Genomic DNA, 19,096 nt, shown 5'->3' with positions numbered 1-19,096 from the left:
CGGAAGTCAGGCGCGCCAACGCCAACGGGCCAGGGCCTTGATGACTTTCATCCAGAATTTGCCGGTAACCGCCACGGTGGACTCTCTGTCTTGTGAGGCTTGAAGGTCCGCCAACGTTATCCCAGTGGCCGGGTCTGCGCAACCGGGCAACAGTGCGCGCAGGTCGTCGATCACCAGGCTGGGGGATTCGTCGTGGATCGGCCGGCCGTGGTTGTAGCCGTAGGTCAGGCCCACGCACTGCACGCCAGCCGCCTTGGCCGCCAGCACGTCGCTGCGTGAATCGCCAACGAACAGCGATTGCTGCGGGGTAACACCGGCCATCTGCATGACAAACAGCAGCGCCGCAGGGTCTGGCTTTTTCTGCGGCAGGGTGTCGCCACCAATGATCCAGCGGAAGTAGTTGCCGATCTTCATCTGGTCCAGCAGCGGGCCAACGAAGCGCTCGGGCTTGTTGGTGATCAGGGCCATTTCCACGCCCTGCTTGCGCAGCCAGCGCAGGGTATCCTGCACACCGGGGTAGACCACGGTCAGTTCGTGGCTTTCGGCATAGGCGTCCATGAACAGCGCCAGTGCCTGGTCGGCCAGCGCATCGTCCACACCAGCGTGGTCGATGCCACCGGCCAGTGCCCGGCGCACAAGCACCTGGGCACCGTTGCCCACCCAGTGGCGCACCGCCGCAAGGCCCGCAGGCGGGCGCCCCAGTTCGAGCAGCATCCGGTCCACGGCAGCGGCCAGGTCTGGCACGGAATCGATCAAGGTACCGTCCAGATCGAACATCACCAGCCTGGGCAGCGTCCCGGGGAACAGCTGCTCGAAGCCACTCATGGGCGGGCCTGGGCCAGTTCGGCGCGCATCTTGGCGATGACTTCCTGATAGTCCGGGGCATTGAAGATCGCCGAGCCGGCAACGAACGTATCGGCGCCAGCGGCAGCGATCTCGCGGATGTTGTTGACGTTGACGCCACCGTCGATTTCCAGACGGATATCACGGCCGCTGGCGTCGATCAGCGCACGCGCTTCGCGCAGCTTGTCGAGGGTGCCAGGGATGAACTTCTGCCCGCCAAAGCCCGGGTTGACGCTCATCAGCAGTACCATGTCGACCTTGTCCATCACGTACTTCAGGGCGTCCAGGCTGGTGGCCGGGTTGAACACCAGGCCGGCCTTGCAACCACCATCCTTGATCAGCTGCAGCGAACGGTCGATGTGCTGCGAGGCTTCCGGGTGGAAGGTGATGTAGGTGGCGCCAGCTTCGATGAAGTCGCCGATGATGCGGTCGACCGGGCTGACCATCAGGTGCACGTCGATCGGGGCGGTGACACCGTACTTGCGCAGGGCGGTGCAGACCATCGGGCCGATGGTCAGGTTGGGGACGTAATGGTTGTCCATGACATCGAAGTGGACGATGTCGGCACCCGCAGCCAATACCTTGTCGACGTCCTCGCCCAGGCGGGCGAAATCGGCGGAGAGAATGGAGGGGGCAATAGCGTAGGGCTGCATGGCGCACCTGTTGGCAGAATCACGGTGGCGCGCATTGTAACCCAGGGAAGCGGATGAAGGCTGATTAGCATCAACCTGTGCCGGCCTCTTCGCGGCTAAAGCCGCTCCCACAGGGACCGCGCAGGCCTCGAAAGCCGCACAAATCCTGTGGGAGCGGCTTTAGCCGCGAAGAGGCCGGTACAGGCAACACCCCTTCAACCAGGCTGCTGGGTCCTCAGCTTCTCGCTACGCCCACGCAACCACTCCAGGGTCAGCAGCAACACCACCGAGAAGGCAATCAGCAAGGTCGCCGCCGCGGCAATGGTCGGGCTCAGGTTCTCGCGAATACCGCTGAACATCTGCCGCGGCAGGGTCGCCTGCTCCGGCCCGGCCAGGAACAGTGTCACCACGACTTCGTCAAACGACGTGGCAAAGGCGAACAACGCACCCGAAATTACCCCCGGCGCGATCAGCGGCAGGGTCACCCGGCGGAACGTCAGCAGTGGCGAGGCGCCCAGGCTGGCCGCGGCGCGCACCAGGTTGTAGTTGAAGCCCTGCAAGGTCGCCGACACGGTAATGATGACGAACGGCACGCCCAGTACCGCATGCACCAGGATCAGCGAGGTGAAGCTGTTGCCCATGCCCAGGGGGGCAAAGAACAGGTAGCTGGCCACGCCGATGATCACCACCGGCACCACCATCGGCGAAATCACCAGCGCCATCACCAGCGACTTGCCCGGGAAGTCGCCACGGGTCAGGCCGATTGCCGCCAGGGTGCCGAACACCATGGCCAGCACCGTGGCTGCCGGGGCGACGATGATGCTGTTCTTCAGGGCCCGCATCCACTCGGCCGAGCCGAAGAAGTCCTGGTACCACTGCAGCGAGAAGCCCTGCAGCGGGTACACCAGGAAACTGCCACTGTTGAACGACAGCGGCACGATCACCAGCACCGGCAGTATGAGGAACAGCAGGATCAAACCGCAAAGAATGCGCAGGCTGTAGAACCACACCCGCTCCACGGGCGACATGTAAGGGCTCAGCATGACAAGGCTCCTCAGCTCAGGCGCAGGCGGCTGGCGCCGACCAGCCAGCTATAGATCAAGTACAACAGCACGGTCGCCAGCAGCAACAGCCCGCCCAGCGCGGTGGCCATGCCCCAATTGATGCTGGTGTTGGTATAGAAGGCCACGAAGTAGCTGACCATCTGGTCATTCGGGCTGCCCAGCAATGCCGGGGTAATGTAGTAGCCGATGGCCAGGATGAACACCAGCAGGCAGCCAGCGCCAACCCCGGCGTAGGTCTGCGGGAAGTACACCCGCCAGAAGCTGGCGAACGGGTGGCAGCCCAGCGAGATCGCCGCACGCATGTAGCTGGGCGAAATACCCTTCATCACGCTGTAGAGCGGCAGGATCATGAACGGCAACAGGATGTGCACCATCGAGATGTACACGCCGGTGCGGTTGAACACCAGTTCCAGCGGCTGGTCGATGATGCCCATGGCCATCAGCGCGCTGTTGATCAGGCCACCCGACTGCAGCAGCACGATCCACGCTGCTACCCGCACCAGGATCGAGGTCCAGAATGGCAGCAGCACCAGGATCATCAGCAGGTTGCTCTGCCGGGTCGGCAGGTTGGCCAGCAGGTAGGCCAGCGGGTAGGCCAGTACCAGGCAGATGGCGGTAATCACCACACCCATCCACAGGGTGCGGGCGAAGATGTCCAGGTAGATGGCCTGGTCCGGGGTGGCCTTGGCCAGTTCGCCAAGGTCATCGATACGGTGGTCGAGCGAAGCCAGCAGGTAGAACGAGGTGACCGTGCTGGTGTTGCGGCGGATCGCCTGCCAGTAGGCCGGGTCGCCCCAACGCTCGTCGAGGGCCTGCAAGGCATCTTTATAGGAAGCGGGTTCGCTCTTGAACGGCAGCGCCCGCGCGGTCTTGGCCAACAGGCTGCGGTAACCGGCCAGCTCCATGTTCAGGCGCTTGGAAAGGTCGCCCAGGGTCTGGTTCTTGCGCGATTCGGCCAGGTCCTGGCTCAACGCCTTGTACACGTCTTCGCCCGGCAGGCTCTTGCCGTCCCACTGGGTGATGACGCCCACGGTGCGCGGCAGGCCGCCGACCACTTCCGGGTTGCCGACGCTCTTGTACAGCAGCGCCGCGATCGGCACCAGGAACACCAGCAAAAGGAACAGCGCCAGCGGCGCGATCAACGCCTGCGCCTTCCAGCGGTTGACCCGCTCGGCGTGCTTGAGGCGCTGCTTGAGGCTTGGACCTGCGCCTTCTTTGAGGGGCACTGCAATGGCCATGGCGAACTCCGCGATACAAACTGAAAGATGGGGCTGCTGCGCAGCCCCCTACGCTGGTCCTTTACTTCTTCGCCGCCCAGGCATTGAAGCGTTGCTCCAGCTGCTCGCTGTTGTCAGCCCAGAAGGCCACGTCGATCTGCACCTGGTTGGCAATGTTTTCAGGCGTGGTCGGCATGTCCTTCTTCACATCATCCGACAACAGGCTCACGGCCTTGGAATTGGCCGGGCCGTACGCGATGTTCTCGGAGTAGATCTTCTGCTGCTCAGGCTGCACGCTGAAGGCGATGAATTTCTTCGCTTCCTCGACATCCTTGGCACCTTTCGGGATGGCCCAGGCGTCGAAGTCATAGATGCCGCCATTCCACACAACCTTCAGGTTGCTCTCTTTCTGCACTGCAGCAATGCGACCGTTGTAGGCCGAGCTCATGACCACGTCACCCGAGGCCAGGTACTGTGGCGGCTGGGCGCCGGCTTCCCACCACTGGATGCTTGGCTTGAGTTCGTCGAGCTTCTTGAAGGCGCGGTCCACGCCCTCTTTGGTGCCCAGCACCTGGTACACATCCTTCGGCGCCACACCATCGGCCATCAGGGCGAATTCCAGGGTGTACTTGGCACCCTTGCGCAGGCCGCGTTTGCCCGGGAATTTCTTGGTGTCCCAGAAGTCGGCCCAGCTGGTCGGTGCAGTCTTCAGCTTGTCGGCGTTGTAGGCCAGCACCGTGGACCATACGAAGAAGCCCACGCCGCATGGCTGGATGGCACCCGGCACATAGTCGGCCTCATTGCCGAACAGGGCCGGGTCGAGTTCTTCGAACATGCCCTCGTCACAGCCGCGGGCCAGTTCTGGCGACTCCACTTCCACCAGATTCCACGACACGCTCTTGGTGTCGACCATGGCTTTGACCTTGGCCATTTCGCCGTTGTACTCACCCGCGACGATCTTGCCCTTGCCGGCCTTTTCCCACGGCTCGTAGAACGCCTTGACCTGGGCCGCCTTGTTGGCGCCACCGAACGAGACCACGGTAAGGTCTGCGGCCATGGTTTGGCCGGCGGCGAACAGCCCCAGGGCCAGGGCGGTCAGTTTCAACTGCTTGCGCATTATTATTCTCTCCACAGTACAGGGTTGGTGAAGCAATCCATCAATGGGCTTCGGCAATCGGATCGAGCGCGCGGGCGTGCTCCACCTCCCAGCCCAGCGGTACCACATCGCCCACGGCCAGGGCCGGGTCGAGTTCGGCAATCGGCTGTTTCACGAAGAAGTCGCCCTTGCCGCAAACTTCCAGGCGCACCCGCACGTGGTCACCCAGGTAAATGAATTCGGCCACCCGGCCCGAGAAGCGGTTCACGCAGCTTTCGCTATGGCCGTTCAGGCGCACGCGCTCCGGGCGGATCGACAGGGTCACCGGCTCGCCGGCCTGGCCGACATTCACCGCCAGCGCCTCGACCCGCTCGCCGCGCGGCAACTGCACCTGGCAGCGCTTGCCGTCACTGGCGAGCAAGGTGCCGTTGATGCGGTTGTTCTCGCCGATGAAGTTGGCGACAAAGGTGTTGCAGGGTTCTTCATACAGCGTGCGCGGGTCGGCGATCTGCTGGATTTCGCCCTGGTGGAACACGGCCACCCGGTCGGACATGGTCAGCGCTTCGCCCTGGTCATGGGTCACGTACACCACGGTCACGCCCAGGCGCTGGTGGATGTGCTTGATCTCCATCTGCATGTGCTCGCGCAGCTGCTTGTCCAGCGCGCCCAGCGGTTCGTCCATCAGCACCAGCTGCGGCTCGAACACCAGTGCCCGGGCCAGGGCCACACGCTGCTGCTGGCCGCCTGACAGCTGGCCGGGGTAACGCTTGGCGAAGGCGTCGAGCTGGACCATGTTCAGCACCCGCTTGACCCGCTCACTGATGTCGGTCTTGCTCAGGTTGCGCACGGTCAGCGGAAAGGCCAGGTTCTCGGCCACGGTCATGTGCGGGAACAGCGCGTAGTTCTGGAACACCATGCCGATGTCGCGCTTGTGCGGCGGCACGTTGTTGATAGAACGCCCGGCCAACTGGATTTCACCGGCGGTGGGGGTTTCGAAGCCGGCCAGCATCATCAGGCTGGTGGTCTTGCCCGAGCCGGACGGGCCAAGCAGGGTAAGGAACTCGCCCTTGCGAATATCCAGGTTGAGGTTTTTGACGATCAGCGACTCGCCGTCGTAGCTCTTCTGCACACCACGGAAGCTGACCAGCGTTTCGCTGGTTGCAGCGTTCGACTTCGCCTCGCTCATGCCTGCACCTTCTTGTTGGATGACTGCGTAGACAAAGACTAGACAAGCGGCAAGCGCCGGAAAATCGGGGGTGCTGAGAGAATGCCATCATCCGGATGGAAGATTTGTTGTAGGGATTCCCCTACAAAGATGGCGGGTTTGGAATGCTCCCCTCAGGCCTGCGGCGCCCCCTGTGGGAGCGGGTTCACCCGCGAAGAGGCCGGCCCAGGCACCGCGCATGGCAGGTCGGGCCCTTTCGCGGGTAAACCCGCTCCCACAGGGGACACGTTGCAGGCGCAGGAAGTGCATGTCGCAATCAGACCAGCTTGTGCTCCATGGCGTACTTCACCAGCTCCGCCAGCGAGTTCACTTTCAGCTTCTGCATCAGGCGCGCCTTGTGGGTGCTGATGGTCTTGCTCGACAGCGCCAGCTGCTGGGCGATGTCGTTGACGTTGGCGCCCTGGGCCAGGCGTTCGAACACCGAAAACTCCCGCTCCGACAGCAGCGTGTGCAACGGCCTCGACTCGGTAAGGCCCACCTCGAAGACCATACGGTCGGCCAACGCCGGGTCGATATAGCGCCCGCCAGCGGCAACCCGGCGAATCGCGGTCAGCAACAGCGCCGGGTCGCTGTCCTTGGTGGCATAGCCCGCCGCCCCGGCCTTCAGCGCCCGCGCCGCCATCTGCGCTTCATCGTGCATCGACAGCATCAGGATCGCCGGGGCGTCGTGCAGCGCGCGAATCCGTGGGATAGCCTCCAGGCCATTCACACCCGGCATCGAGATATCCAGCAGTACCACCTCGCACGGCGTATGGCGCAAGGTTTCCAGCAACTGCTCGCCGTTACCGGCCTCCCCCGCCACCTGCATGTCCTTGGCCAGGCCAATCAACTGCTTGATGCCCTCACGGACAATGGTGTGGTCTTCGGCCACCAACACTCGAATCACGATCGCTCTCCTACTCCAACGGTATGGCTACGCTCAGGCTGGTGCCTTCGCCCGGTTCACTGTCCAGCGCCATGCTGCCGCCCAGCATCAGCACCCGCTCACGCACCCCTACCAGGCCGAACGAGGTGGGCCGGGGCTGGTCGCGGCAAAAGCCCTGGCCATCGTCGCTGACAGTCATGCGCAATTGCCCGTGCTCACGCACCAGTTCGATTTCCACGCTGTGCGCCTGGGCATGGCGCATCACGTTGGTCAGCGCCTCCTGGAGAATACGGAACAGCCCGGTGGCCTTGGCGTCGCTCAATGCTGGCAGATTATCCGGTACTTGCACCAGGCAGGGGATTTGCGTGCGTGTTTCAAAACGCCGCGCCTGCCATTCGATGGCCGAGGCGATGCCGGCATCGAGAATCGGCGGTCGCAAGGCGGTGGCCACGTCGCGTACCAACTGGAACAGCTGGGCGATCAGGCGCTTCATGCTGGCCAGCCGCTCGTTCAAGCCCGGGTCCAGCTCGGCGAAGGCCAGCTCGCACATCGACACCTCCAGCTTGAGCACAGTCAGCATCTGCCCCAGTTCATCGTGCACTTCCCGGGCGATGCGGGCCTTTTCCTCTTCACGCACGCTCTCCAGGTGGGCCGACAGTTCGCGCAACTGCTCCTGGGACCTGGCCAGCGCCAGCTCGGCCCGCTTGCCCTGGGTGATGTCCCACACCACGCCGTCCCACACTACCTGGCCATTGCCCAGGCGCCGGGTACTGGCCTTGATGTCGGCCCAGCGCTGCTCACCCTGGCGGGTGAGGATGCGCCCTTGCCAGGACCAGTCCTGGTCGCTGGCCAGGGCCAGGTCCTGTACCCGGTGGTAATCGGCGCGGTCCTCGGGATGTACCAGATTGCGCAGGCCCATCTGCGGGTGCTGGATCTCGCTGGGCGAATAGCCCACCAAGGCCTCGCTGCCCTCGCTGATGTAAGGGAATTCCAGGTCGCCCTCAGCCGGGTCGCGCTCCAGGCGGAACACCAGCCCCGGCACGTTGCCGGCAATGCCCTTGAGCCGCGCCTCGCTTTCGCGCAGGGCCGCCAGGGCGCGGTGGCGCTCGGTGACATCGGCGAGGTACACCACCAGGTATTCGGAGTCACGAAAGCGCAGAAAACTCAGCGACAGCTCGACCGGCAGCAGGCTGTGGTCAGCCCGCCGGCACTGCGTTTCGAACTGGCCGACACCGCCCGCACCGGTGCGCGCGCCCTTCCACAGCTCCAGCCAGCGGTCCATAGTCAGGCTGGGTTCAAAGTCGCTCAGCGGCCGCTCCAGCAGCGCGCCTTCGCCGTAGCCCAGCATGCGTTCGGCGGCATGGTTGGCGTAGCGTACGTGGCTGTCCCAGTTGACCCAGAGGATACCCACAGTGCTCTGGTCGATGGCGAATTGGCTCAGGCGCAATGCTTCTTCACGCACTTGCCGCTCCACCAGGCTTTCGCGCGTCGCCAGCAGGCTGCGCTCCAGCTGGCGCTGCTGCCGACGTTGCCACACCAGGGTGGCCAGCGCGCACAACAGCAGCATGGCGGACAGCAAGGCCAGGTTCTGCCAGAAACCCGTCGACTCACTCAGACGCGGGTACTTTGGCTGCAGCCAACGCTGGTGCAGTTGCTCCAGCTCCTTGGCCGGCAGCGCCTGCAGGCCACGCTCGAGCACATCGGCCAGCAGCGGCCAGTCGCGCCTCGAACCGATACGCAACAGTTGCGGCAGGCCGATATCGCCGACCACAGCCAGCTCGCCGAACTCGCTTTCGCGCGACAGGCGGCTGAGCTGGGCTTCATCAAGCACCGCGAAACTGGCCTGGCCGCCCACCACCAGTTGCAGGGCCTCGCGCTCGTTGGGCACCCCTTGCAGGTTGAGGTTGCCGTAGTTGCCGCGCAGGTAGTCCGCCAGTTGGCTGGGCATGCGCACCGCCACCCGCTGCTCGGTCTCGAGCGTTTCCAGTTCCACGGCCATGTTCCCGGTGCGCGGCCCCACCACCAGTTGCGGCACGCGCATGTACGGGTCGCTGAACAGCCACAGACGCAGGCTGGCGGGAGTCTGGGTAAGCCCCGGGGCAAAGTCGATTTCACCGGCCTGCAGGGCATGCTCAAGGCTGGCCTGGTCAGCGAAGTTGCGCCAGGTAAGGTCCAGTCGCAGCGCCTGCGCCAGGCTGCTCACCAGTTCCACGTTGGCCCCGTACAGCTGCTGCAGGCGCCGGTCGAACTGAGCGTAGGGCGCCTGCAACACCAGGCCGACACGCAGGCTGCGGTGTGTATCCAGCCATTGCTGCTGGGCAGGTTCCAGGGCAACCGTGGGCACGGCCTCGGGCCTGGCTAATGCAATCAAGGGCAGCCACAAGCAGCCGATAACCAACAGGCGACGCACTCGCTTCATCTACACGCTCGTCTTGGCAAAGCGGCCATGCAGCATGGCCGTCACGGGCAAATACTATTAGGCTGCCGGTATCATTCTGGCCCTGGGTTGACTCATGTCCACACTTTATCGCACGACGCTGGCAATGTGCTGCCTGGCCTCGATCCTTCCAATCGGCGCCCTGGCCGCCGATGCCGAAAAACCATCCACCAGCACCGAGGCACCCGCTGTCCAAGCCCCTCGCCCACCATTGCTGGAGCGTAGCCAGGAGGATGCCCAGGCGCTCGAGCGGCTGGTGCCCAAGGCCGAACAGCAGACGCTGCAAGCCGGCGCCGACAACTTCCTGGCCCTGTGGAAGCCGGCCAACGACAGCGATCCACAGGGGGCGGTCATCATCGTCCCAGGGGCTGGCGAAACGGCTGACTGGCCAAACGCGGTCGGCCCGCTGCGGCAGAAGTTCCCCGATGTCGGCTGGCACAGCCTGAGCATCAGCCTGCCCGACCTGCTGGCCGACAGCCCGCAGGCGCGGGTCGAGGCCAAGCCGGCTGCCGAGCCGGAGCCAGACAAGGGCGAAAGCGCCCCGGCCAAGGATGTGCCGGCCGATGCCAATGCCAACGTCGCCCAGGCTACGGCAGCCGATGCAGACACCGCAGAGAGCACTGACGCCAAACAGGCCAGCGAGCAAACCGACCCGGCCGATGCCGAGCGCGTTTTTGCCCGACTGGATGCTGCGGTGGCCTTTGCCCAGCAGCACAACGCCCGCAGCATCGTGCTGATTGGCCATGGCAGCGGCGCATATTGGGCGGCCCGCTACCTGAGCGAGAAACAGCCACCGCAGGTGCAGAAACTGGTGATGGTCGCCGCGCAGACGCCAGCGCGGGTGGAGCATGACCTGGAAAGCCTGGCGCCGACCTTGAAAGTGCCGACTGCCGACATCTACTACGCCACCCGCAGCGCGGACCGCAATGCAGCCGCGCAGCGCCTGCAGGCCAGCAAGCGGCAGAAGGACAGCCAGTACCGGCAGTTGTCGCTGATTGCCATGCCGGGGAACAAGGCGGCCGAGCAAGAGCAACTGTTCCGCCGGGTGCGGGGGTGGATGAGCCTGTAGGAGCGGCCTTGTGTCGCGATGGGCCGCAAAGCGGCCCCAGCGGTATCTGTTGGGAAGCTGACTACTTGGGGCCGCTACGCGCCCCATCGCGACACAAGGCCGCTCCTACAGCTACCGCGCAGGCCATCAAAGCCCCCGCCGCTTGCGGATCATGGCATAAGCCTGATGCAGCTCACGGGTCCGCTCGGTCGCTTCACGCACCTGCGCCTCGCTGGCACCAGTGCCCGCCAGCTTGTCCGGGTGGTGCCGGCTGACCAGCCGACGATACGCCTGCTTGACCTTGTCGCCATCGGTATCCGCCTCTACCGCCAGCAAGCGCAAGGCCGCCGCATAGGTCATGGCGACCCCTTCCGGAACCGCCGCCTTGCGTGGCTCGTACTCCAGCGACATGGACTGTACCTGCCGCCGGCTCAGGCCCAGTTTCTGCCCCCAGTCCAGCAGCAGTTCTCGCTCCTTGTTGCCCATCTTGCCGTCGGCCCAGACCATGCGCCAACAGGCACGCAGGGTGCCCTCGGCCGCATGCGGCTGCTGGCGAATGCGCCGTAGGTGCCCACCCAGCCGGTCCTTGCCCGCCTTGCCACGGTTGAACGCGGCAATCGCGCGCAGCCGGGCCGCTTCGGCCAGGTCCAGGCGCACCATCTCCTGACGCGCCTGCTGGATATGCTGCTCGCCCACCCGGCCATCGCACTTGGCCAGGCGGCCGAGCATCACGAACAGCAACTCGTCATCCTGCAAGGCCGGGCGCCCGCCCAGGCGTTCACGCATGTCCTCCCAGCCCTGCAAACGCAGGCGGCGGTCCATGGCCTGCCCAAGCAACGCGCCGAGCAAGGCCCCGGGAATGCTGGCAACCGCAAAGCCGGCACCGGCACCAATCACCGTGCTTGGCCACCACATGTCAGGCGCGCTCGCCGATCAGGCGCTCGGCCTCGGCCAGGCGTTCGAGCGTACCGACATCCACCCAGTGCCCACGGTAGTGCTCACCACTGACCTGCCCCGCAGCCATGGCCTGGCGCAGCAACGGCGCCAGCTTGAAGGCGCCAGGCTGGCAGCCTTCGAACAGCGCCGGGTGCAGCACCGAAAGGCCGCTGAAGGTCAGCGTGCCAGGCGCATCGTCACCATCGACCACCCGCTCGCCCACCAGGCGGAAGTCGCCACGGCCGTGATGGCCAGGGTTATCGACCAGCACCAGGTGGGCCAGGCCTTGCAGTGGGGCCAGCAGTCGCGTGAAGTCGTAGTCGGTCCAGACATCGCCGTTCACCAGCAGAAACGGCGCATCACCCAGCAATGGCAGGGCCTTGAAGATGCCACCGCCGGTTTCCAGCGGCTCGCCTTCGGGCGAATAGCGGATGCTCAAGCCGAAACGGCTGCCGTCACCCAGGTGGTCCTCGATCTGCTGGCCGAGCCAGGCGTGGTTGATCACCACCTCGGTCACGCCTGCCGCAGCCAGGGCCCGCAGATGGTACTCGATCAGTGGCTGACCGGCGACCGGGACCAGCGGTTTAGGGGTGTGCAGAGTCAGCGGGCGCATGCGCTCGCCTTTGCCCGCAGCCAAAATCATTGCCTTCATGCACGCGCTCCGGCCTGCAACTCGGCAATCAGCTCACCCAGCTCCGCCAATTCGGGCCGGCGGCTGATCACTTCTTCTATATAGGCGAAGAAGCGCGGCACGTCGCCCAGGTAACGGGGTTTGCCGTCGCGGTGGCAGATACGGGCGAAAATACCGATCACCTTCAGGTGGCGCTGCACACCCATCAGGTCACTGGCACGCTGGAACGCCTCGAAGTCGGCCTGCACCGGGATGCCGGCAGCCTGTGCCTTCTGCCAGTAGTCGCGCAGCCAGCCTTCGACCCGCGCCTGCGGCCAGCTGAGGAAGGCGTCCTTGAACAGGCAGGTGATGTCGTAGGTGACAGGGCCATATACGGCATCCTGGAAGTCCAGCACGCCTGGGTTGGGTGTGCTCTGCATCAGGTTGCGCGGCATGTAGTCGCGGTGCACCAGCACCTTGGGCTGGGCCAGCGCGCTGTCGATCAGCAGCTGGCTGACTCGTTGCCAGGTGGCTTTCTGGGCATCACTGAAGGCCAGGCCAAGCTCACGGCCCACGTACCACTCGGGGAACAGTTCGACCTCACGGCGCAGCAGCGCATCGTCGTAGCTGGGCAACGGTGCGTCCATCGGCAGGCGCTGGAACGCCAGCAGCGCGTCGATGGCATCGGCGAACAGGCCGTCGGCGTTGTCTGCATCAATGATATCAAGGTATGTCTGGTGGCCCAGGTCACCCAGCAGCAGGAAGCCACGCTCAAGGTCCTGGGCGTGGATCAGCGGCACGTGCACATCGGCGCTGGCAAGCAGGTGGTCGATGGCGACGAACGGTCGGCAGTTTTCCTGCGGCGGTGGCGCATCCATGATCACGAAGCTGTGGCCGGCGCCCTGCCAGCGGAAATAACGACGGAAGCTGGCATCGCTGCTGGCCGCGGTCAGGCTGCCTGCGGGGACATCGCCCCAGGCGTTTTTCCGGAAAAGATCATTGAGCTGCTCATCGAGCCAGACCGTCAGTTGTTGCAGGCGTACATCGTGTTCAGGCATTACAAGGGTCTCCGACGGCCCTAGCCGTCAAGCGGGTCATGCTTTATTATCCAGCATCTTTTTCAGACCATCGAGAGGCGTGCGGCCCCACACGCGGGCAGATGGCACGCAGGAAGCCCGGACTAATAAGATGGCATTGAAATCCCCCGCGTTTCGTAGAAAGTTTCCGTTGCTGGTAACCGGCGGTCTGCTGGCCCTGCAACCTCTGGCCACGTCTTACGTGGTGGCAGCCGAACAGTTTGACTGCCAAGTGTCCGCCTCCGGTGGTTGGGACTGCAAGCCCAAGACCCCAGCCAACAACCTGCCGCCGCGCCCGGTGCACGAGGGTGCTGCTGTCAGCACCGGCACCGAAGCCGCAAGCGAAGGCGAAACCGCGGACCGGCCTATGCTGGTCACCGAGGCCAAAGGCCGTGGCCTGAAGTCGCGTAGCGAAGACTACAGCCACCTGGACTGGGTTCCGCGTGAAAAGCTCACCGCCGCACAGCTGGCCGAAACCGGCCCGTACTGCGGTGGCGCGTACATCGAGCCAACCCGCCCAGGCATGGCCGACACCACGCCGAAGGACGAGTCGCCGACCTACATCAACGCCAAGGTATCCAAGTACCAGCAGGAGCAGCAGATCGCTACCCTCGCCGGTGATGTGGTGATGCGCCAAGGCAGCATGCAGGCCGAGGCCGACGAGGCCAACCTCTACCAGACCGAAAACCGTGGCGAGCTCAAGGGCAACGTCAAGATCCGTGACAACGGTTCGCTGGTGGTCGGTGACGAGGCACAGATCCAGCTCGACACGGGCGAAGCCCAGGTCGACAACGCCGAATACGTGATGCACAAGTCGCACATCCGCGGCAGTGCCCTGTACGCCAAGCGTGGCGAGAACGCCATCATCCGCCTCAAGGACGGTACGTACACCACCTGCGAACCGGGCAGCAACGCCTGGCAGCTGAAGGGCAACAACATCACCCTGAACCCGGCCACCGGTTTCGGTACCGCGACCAACGTCACGCTGCGGGTCAAGGATTTCCCGGTGTTCTACACACCGTACATCTACTTCCCGATCGACGACCGTCGCCAGTCCGGCTTCCTGCCGCCATCGTTCAGCAGCACCAGCGATACCGGCTTCATGCTGGTCACGCCGTACTACTTCAACCTGGCACCGAACTACGATGCCACGTTGTACCCGCGCTACATGACCAAGCGCGGCCTGCTGATGGAAGGCGAGTTCCGCTACCTGACGCCTTCCAGCGAAGGCCAGTTCGGTGCTGCGTACCTCAACGACAAGAACGACGACCGCAAAGACCAGACTGACTACAAAGAGCAGCGCTGGATGGTCAACTGGCAGCACAAGGGCGGGCTGGACGAGCGCCTGATGGCTGAAGTGGACTACACCGACATCAGCGATCCGTTCTACTTCCAGGATCTGGAGTCCGATCAGATTGGGGTTGAGTCCAAAGACCTGCTCAACCAGCAGGGCGCACTGACCTACCGTGGTGACAGCTACACGGCGCGCCTTAATGTGCATGCCTACGAGATGGCGACCATCTCGAAGATCACCCCGTATGATCGCCTGCCGCAGGTTACCTTCAATGGTATGTTGCCGTACCATCCGGGAGGCTTCGACTTCGGTTACAAGACCGAAGCCGTGCGCTTTGATCGCGACTTGAAAACAGGTCCAGTCTTCAACGAAAACGGCGACCTGGACACCACTGCCGGAGCCAACGGTCAGCGTCTTGACGAGAACATCTTTGGCCTCGCGAGGGCGAACGGCACCCGTCTGAACTTCGCGCCGTCAATCAGCCTGCCGATGGATGCCAGCTACGGCTACGTCACGCCCAAGCTGACCTACATGTACACCCATTACGATCTGGACTTGGACAGCGAAGGCAAGGGCGACCTAGCCCGTGCTACGCAAGCCACCCGTGATCTGCGCGGCGACTTCTCGAGCACCCAGAACCGCGATATCCCGATCTTCAGCGTCGACAGCGGCCTGTACTTCGACCGCAACACTTCTCTGTTCGGCACGAACTACAAGCAGACCCTCGAACCGCGCCTGTTCTATCTCTACGTCCCGTACAAGGACCAGATGGACATCCCGCTTTTCGACACGGGGGAAACGCTGTTCAGCTATGACTCTCTGTTCCGCGAAAATCGTTTCAGCGGCACCGACCGTGTTGGCGACGAAAACAAGCTGTCGTTGGGCGTGACCACGCGCTGGATCGAAGAAAACGGCTTCGAGCGCCAGAACTTCAGCATCGGCCAGGCGTACTACTTCAAGGACCGTAAAGTCCAACTGCCGGGTATCGACTATCGCACCCGCACCGACTCGCAGTCCGACGTATCGCCGTACGCGTTGCTGTACAACTACTACTTCAACCGCGACTGGCGCTTCAACTCAACCTACAACTGGGACCCGGACACCCGCAGCCCGCGCTCGGGCAGCGCGATGTTCCACTACCAGCCTGAAGACAACCCGAACAAGGTGGTCAACCTCGGTTATCGCTACCGTAACGACACCATCGCCTACGACTCCACGACCGGTACCTGGAAAGTGGGCGGCGGCGACTATGGCACCCCGGGCAGCCCTAACTACGTGAAGGACTACTACAAGATCCAGCAGCATGACTTCTCGGTCATCTGGCCGATCGTTCCGCAGTGGAGCGTGATCGCTCGCTGGCAGCATGACTACAACCGCAACCGCACCCTGGAAGCCATGGGCGGTTTCGAGTACGACAACTGCTGCTGGAAGCTGCGCCTGATCAACCGTTACTGGATCGACTACGACGACTTCAGCCAGGCTCTTCCGCAGAACGAAAAAGGCGACCACGGCATCTTCCTTCAGATCGTCCTGAAAGGCCTCGGTGGTGTAGTCGGCAACAAGGTCGAATCTTTCCTCGACCAAGGCATTCAAGGTTACCGTGAACGTGAAGACCAAGCTTATTGATCGACTGCGCCCGGCGTTGCTGGGCGTTGCATTGCTGAGTGGCGCGGTGCATGCCGCGGTGCAACCTCTTGATCGCGTGGTGGCCATCGTCGACAACGACGTGGTCATGCAAAGCCAGCTGGACCAGCGTGTCCGCGAGGTTCAGCAAACCATCGCCAAGCGCGGCGGCGGCATGCCGCCTGCCGGTGCGCTGGACCAGCAGGTGCTGGAACGCCTGATCGTCGAGAACCTGCAGCTGCAGATCGGCGAGCGCTCCGGCATCCGCATCACCGACGAAGAACTGAACCAGGCCATGGGCACCATTGCCCAGCGCAATGGCATGTCGCTGGACCAGTTCCGCGCCGCCCTGGCCCGTGACGGCATGTCGTTCGATGACGCCCGCGAACAGGTCAAGCGCGAGATGATCATCAGCCGCGTGCGTCAACGCCGCGTGGCCGAGCGTATCCAGGTGTCCGAGCAGGAAGTGAAGAACTTCCTCAATTCCGACCTGGGCAAGATGCAGATGTCGGAAGAGTACCGCCTGGCCAACATCCTGATCCCGACCCCGGAGGCGGCCAACTCGGAAGCAATCCAGGCCGCTGCGCGCCAGGTTGGCGAGGTGTACCAGCAGCTCAAGCAGGGCGCGGACTTCGGCCAGATGGCCATTGCCCGCTCCGCCAGCGAAAACGCCCTGGAAGGCGGCGAGATGGGCTGGCGTAAAGCCGGCCAGCTGCCACCGGACTTCGCCAAGATGCTCAGCAGCATGCCGGTAGGTGAAATCACCCAGCCGATCCGCATCCCCAACGGGTTCATCATCCTCAAGCTCGAGGAGAAGCGCGGTGGCAGCGAGAACGTGCTGCGTGACGAAGTGCACGTGCGCCACATCCTGATCAAGCCGAGCGAAATCCGCAGCGAGGCGGCCACCGAGCAACTGGCTGAGCGCCTGTACGAGCGCATCAAGAACGGCGAAGACTTCGGCGAGTTGGCCAAGAGCTTCTCGGAAGACCCGGGTTCGGCGCTCAACGGCGGTGACCTCAACTGGGTTGACCCGAACAGCCTGGTACCGGAGTTCCGCGAGCAGATGGCCAACGCCGCCCAAGGCGAAGTCACCCGTCCGTTCAAGACCCAGTACGGCTGGCATGTCCTGGAAGTGCTGGGCCGTCGCGCCACCGACAGCACCGAGCAGGCGCGTGAGCAACAGGCCATGAACGTACTGCGCAACCGCAAGTACGACGAAGAGCTGCAGACCTGGCTGCGCCAGATCCGCGACGAAGCCTACGTTGAAATCAAGCTGCCTGGCGCTGACCAGGCCGCCCAGTGAAGCCCCTGCGCTTCGCCGTCACCCCCGGCGAGCCGGCCGGCATAGGCCCCGACCTGTGCCTGCTGCTCGCCGCAGACGCCCAGCCCCACCCCCTGATCGCCATCACCAGCCGTGACCTGCTCGCCGAGCGGGCCACGCAGCTGGGGCTGGCCGTCAACCTGCTGCCGGTAGCGCCGGGCCAATGGCCCGAGCAGCCGGCACCAGCGGGTAGCCTGTACGTCTGGGATACCGCTCTGGCGGCCCCGGTAGTGCCAGGCCAGCTCGACAAGGCCAATGCGTCGTTCGTGCTGGAAACCCTGACCCGTGCCGGGCAAGGTTGCCTGGACGGGCATTTCGCCGGGATGATCACCGCCCCGGTACACAAGGGCGTGATCAACGAAAGCGGTATCGCCTTCTCCGGGCATACCGAATTCCTTGCCGAACTGACCCACACCGCGCAAGTGGTGATGATGCTGGCTACCCGGGGCCTGCGCGTGGCCCTGGTGACCACGCACCTGCCGCTGCGCGACATTGCCGACGCCATCACTGCCGAGCGCGTCGAGCGTGTAACCCGTATCCTGCATGCCGACATGCGCGACAAGTTCGGCATTGCCAACCCGCGCATCCTGGTGTGCGGCCTCAACCCGCACGCGGGCGAGGGTGGCCATCTGGGCCGCGAAGAAATCGACATCATCGAGCCGACACTGGCCCGCCTGCGCACCGAAGGCATGGACCTGCGCGGGCCGCTGCCGGCCGATACCCTGTTTACCCCCAAATATCTGGAGCACTGCGATGCGGTGCTGGCGATGTACCACGACCAGGGCCTGCCCGTACTCAAGTACAAAGGCTTCGGCGCTGCGGTCAACGTTACCCTGGGCCTGCCGATCATCCGCACGTCGGTAGACCACGGCACCGCCCTGGACCTGGCCGGCACCGGCAAGGTCGACACCGGCAGCCTGCGCGTCGCGCTGGAAACCGCCTACCAGATGGCCGAGAACCGACCATGAACGAGCAATACCAACACCGGGCGCGCAAGCGCTTCGGCCAGAACTTCCTGCACGACGCCGGCATCATCGACCGCATCCTGCGTGCCATCAATGCCAAGGCCGGCGAACATCTGCTGGAAATCGGCCCCGGCCAGGGCGCCCTGACAGAAGGCCTGCTGGGCAGCGGGGCACAGCTGGACGTGGTGGAACTGGACAAGGACCTGGTGCCGATCCTGCAGCACAAGTTCGCCGACCGCAGCAATTTCCGCCTGCACCAGGGCGACGCCCTGAAGTTCGACTTCAACCAGCTGGGCGTGCCACCGCGCAGCCTCAAGGTGGTGGGCAACCTGCCCTACAACATCTCCACCCCACTGATCTTCCACCTGCTCAGCCATGCCGGGCTGATCCGCGACATGCACTTCATGTTGCAGAAGGAAGTGGTCGAGCGCATGGCCGCCGGCCCGGGTGGTGGTGACTGGGGGCGTTTGTCGATCATGGTGCAGTACCACTGCCGGGTCGAGCACCTGTTCAACGTTGGCCCCGGCGCCTTCAACCCGCCGCCGAAAGTGGACTCGGCCATCGTCCGCCTGGTGCCGCACGAAGTGCTGCCACACCCGGCCAAGGATGCAAAACTGCTGGAGCAGGTGGTACGCGAAGCCTTCAACCAGCGCCGCAAGACCCTGCGCAACACCATGAAAGGCCTGCTCGACAGCGCGGCCATCGAAGCTGCCGGCGTGGACGGCAGCCTGCGCCCTGAACAGCTGGACCTGGCCGCATTCGTGCGCCTGGCTGACCAGTTGGCCGATCAGCAAGCCTGATTCGCCTGTACCGGCCTCTTCGCGGGTAAACCCGCTCCCACAGG

The 19,096-nt window shown here is 64.1% G+C and carries 16 protein-coding genes; 5 read left to right on the top strand and 11 right to left on the bottom strand.

All coding sequences use genetic code 11. The annotated features are described in order from the left end of the window. Nucleotides 1-6: 6 nt before the first annotated feature. The 8 genes from J5M58_RS19920 to J5M58_RS19885 form a co-directional block, all read right to left on the bottom strand. Nucleotides 7-825: a phosphoglycolate phosphatase gene (locus J5M58_RS19920; RefSeq protein WP_133970105.1), complete on the bottom strand. Its 819-nt coding sequence runs from the start codon at nucleotides 823-825 to the stop codon at nucleotides 7-9. Further along, complete coding sequence (gene rpe, locus J5M58_RS19915; RefSeq protein WP_027917448.1) at nucleotides 822-1,496, bottom strand: ribulose-phosphate 3-epimerase; 675 nt, start codon at nucleotides 1,494-1,496, stop codon at nucleotides 822-824. Before rpe ends, J5M58_RS19920 begins: the two co-directional genes overlap by 4 nt. Before the next feature lie 194 nt (nucleotides 1,497-1,690). Next, entirely contained in the window at nucleotides 1,691-2,518 is an 828-nt protein-coding gene (locus J5M58_RS19910; protein ID WP_013970603.1) for an ABC transporter permease, read from the bottom strand. Between the two features lie 11 nt (nucleotides 2,519-2,529). After that, nucleotides 2,530-3,777, bottom strand: coding sequence for an ABC transporter permease (locus J5M58_RS19905; protein ID WP_013970602.1), 1,248 nt, complete (start codon nucleotides 3,775-3,777; stop codon nucleotides 2,530-2,532). Between the two features lie 61 nt (nucleotides 3,778-3,838). Then, entirely contained in the window at nucleotides 3,839-4,873 is a 1,035-nt protein-coding gene (locus J5M58_RS19900) for an ABC transporter substrate-binding protein (RefSeq protein ID WP_112251567.1), read from the bottom strand. A 40-nt stretch (nucleotides 4,874-4,913) separates the two neighbouring features. Continuing rightward, nucleotides 4,914-6,038 (bottom strand): ABC transporter ATP-binding protein, encoded by a 1,125-nt coding sequence (locus J5M58_RS19895; protein WP_112251565.1) that lies wholly within the window; start codon nucleotides 6,036-6,038, stop codon nucleotides 4,914-4,916. A gap of 295 nt (nucleotides 6,039-6,333) precedes the next feature. Further along, on the bottom strand, nucleotides 6,334-6,966 hold the full coding sequence (locus tag J5M58_RS19890; RefSeq protein WP_170929296.1) for a response regulator transcription factor: 633 nt from the start codon (nucleotides 6,964-6,966) through the stop codon (nucleotides 6,334-6,336). Nucleotides 6,967-6,973: 7 nt separating this feature from the next. Further along, nucleotides 6,974-9,361, bottom strand: coding sequence for a transporter substrate-binding domain-containing protein (locus J5M58_RS19885; protein WP_207879295.1), 2,388 nt, complete (start codon nucleotides 9,359-9,361; stop codon nucleotides 6,974-6,976). 94 nt (nucleotides 9,362-9,455) lie between these two features. On the opposite strand from J5M58_RS19885, the gene J5M58_RS19880 reads away from it, so the two are divergent. Further along, on the top strand, nucleotides 9,456-10,448 hold the full coding sequence (locus J5M58_RS19880) for an alpha/beta hydrolase family protein (protein ID WP_207879293.1): 993 nt from the start codon (nucleotides 9,456-9,458) through the stop codon (nucleotides 10,446-10,448). 126 nt (nucleotides 10,449-10,574) lie between these two features. Here J5M58_RS19880 and J5M58_RS19875 read toward each other — a convergent pair whose 3' ends face one another. Genes J5M58_RS19875 through J5M58_RS19865 form a run of 3 tightly spaced genes read right to left on the bottom strand, consistent with a single transcriptional unit; the run spans nucleotide 10,575 to nucleotide 13,031 of the window. Continuing rightward, nucleotides 10,575-11,342 carry a TerB family tellurite resistance protein gene (locus J5M58_RS19875; RefSeq protein WP_207879291.1) on the bottom strand — a complete coding sequence of 256 codons (768 nt, stop codon included), beginning with the start codon at nucleotides 11,340-11,342 and terminating at the stop codon, nucleotides 10,575-10,577. Nucleotide 11,343: 1 nt separating this feature from the next. Further along, nucleotides 11,344-12,015 carry an N-acetylmuramate alpha-1-phosphate uridylyltransferase MurU gene (murU, locus tag J5M58_RS19870; protein WP_207879288.1) on the bottom strand — a complete coding sequence of 224 codons (672 nt, stop codon included), beginning with the start codon at nucleotides 12,013-12,015 and terminating at the stop codon, nucleotides 11,344-11,346. Beyond that, the gene (locus J5M58_RS19865) at nucleotides 12,012-13,031 is read right to left on the bottom strand and encodes an aminoglycoside phosphotransferase family protein (RefSeq protein WP_112251554.1); all 1,020 of its coding nucleotides are present in this window, start codon (nucleotides 13,029-13,031) and stop codon (nucleotides 12,012-12,014) included. The genes murU and J5M58_RS19865 overlap by 4 nt, the downstream gene beginning before the upstream one ends. A 130-nt stretch (nucleotides 13,032-13,161) precedes the next feature. On the opposite strand from J5M58_RS19865, the gene J5M58_RS19860 reads away from it, so the two are divergent. The 4 genes from J5M58_RS19860 to rsmA are packed head-to-tail and all read left to right on the top strand — an operon-like array spanning nucleotide 13,162 to nucleotide 19,052. Beyond that, a complete protein-coding gene (locus J5M58_RS19860; protein WP_207879286.1) occupies nucleotides 13,162-15,969 on the top strand; it encodes an LPS-assembly protein LptD in 2,808 nt (935 codons plus the stop codon). After that, the gene (locus J5M58_RS19855; protein ID WP_112251550.1) at nucleotides 15,950-17,269 is read left to right on the top strand and encodes a peptidylprolyl isomerase; all 1,320 of its coding nucleotides are present in this window, start codon (nucleotides 15,950-15,952) and stop codon (nucleotides 17,267-17,269) included. The genes J5M58_RS19860 and J5M58_RS19855 overlap by 20 nt, the downstream gene beginning before the upstream one ends. After that, entirely contained in the window at nucleotides 17,266-18,255 is a 990-nt protein-coding gene (pdxA, locus tag J5M58_RS19850) for a 4-hydroxythreonine-4-phosphate dehydrogenase PdxA (protein WP_112251548.1), read from the top strand. Before J5M58_RS19855 ends, pdxA begins: the two co-directional genes overlap by 4 nt. After that, a complete protein-coding gene (rsmA, locus tag J5M58_RS19845; protein ID WP_028699058.1) occupies nucleotides 18,252-19,052 on the top strand; it encodes a 16S rRNA (adenine(1518)-N(6)/adenine(1519)-N(6))-dimethyltransferase RsmA in 801 nt (266 codons plus the stop codon). Before pdxA ends, rsmA begins: the two co-directional genes overlap by 4 nt. Nucleotides 19,053-19,096: the final 44 nt, after the last annotated feature.

It is taken from the genome of Pseudomonas sp. 32_A (assembly GCF_017490905.1).
In the GTDB taxonomy this organism is placed as follows: domain Bacteria; phylum Pseudomonadota; class Gammaproteobacteria; order Pseudomonadales; family Pseudomonadaceae; genus Aquipseudomonas; species Aquipseudomonas inefficax.
Note: the sequence above shows the minus strand (reverse complement) of the source record. Positions and strands in the feature narration are given on the sequence as shown.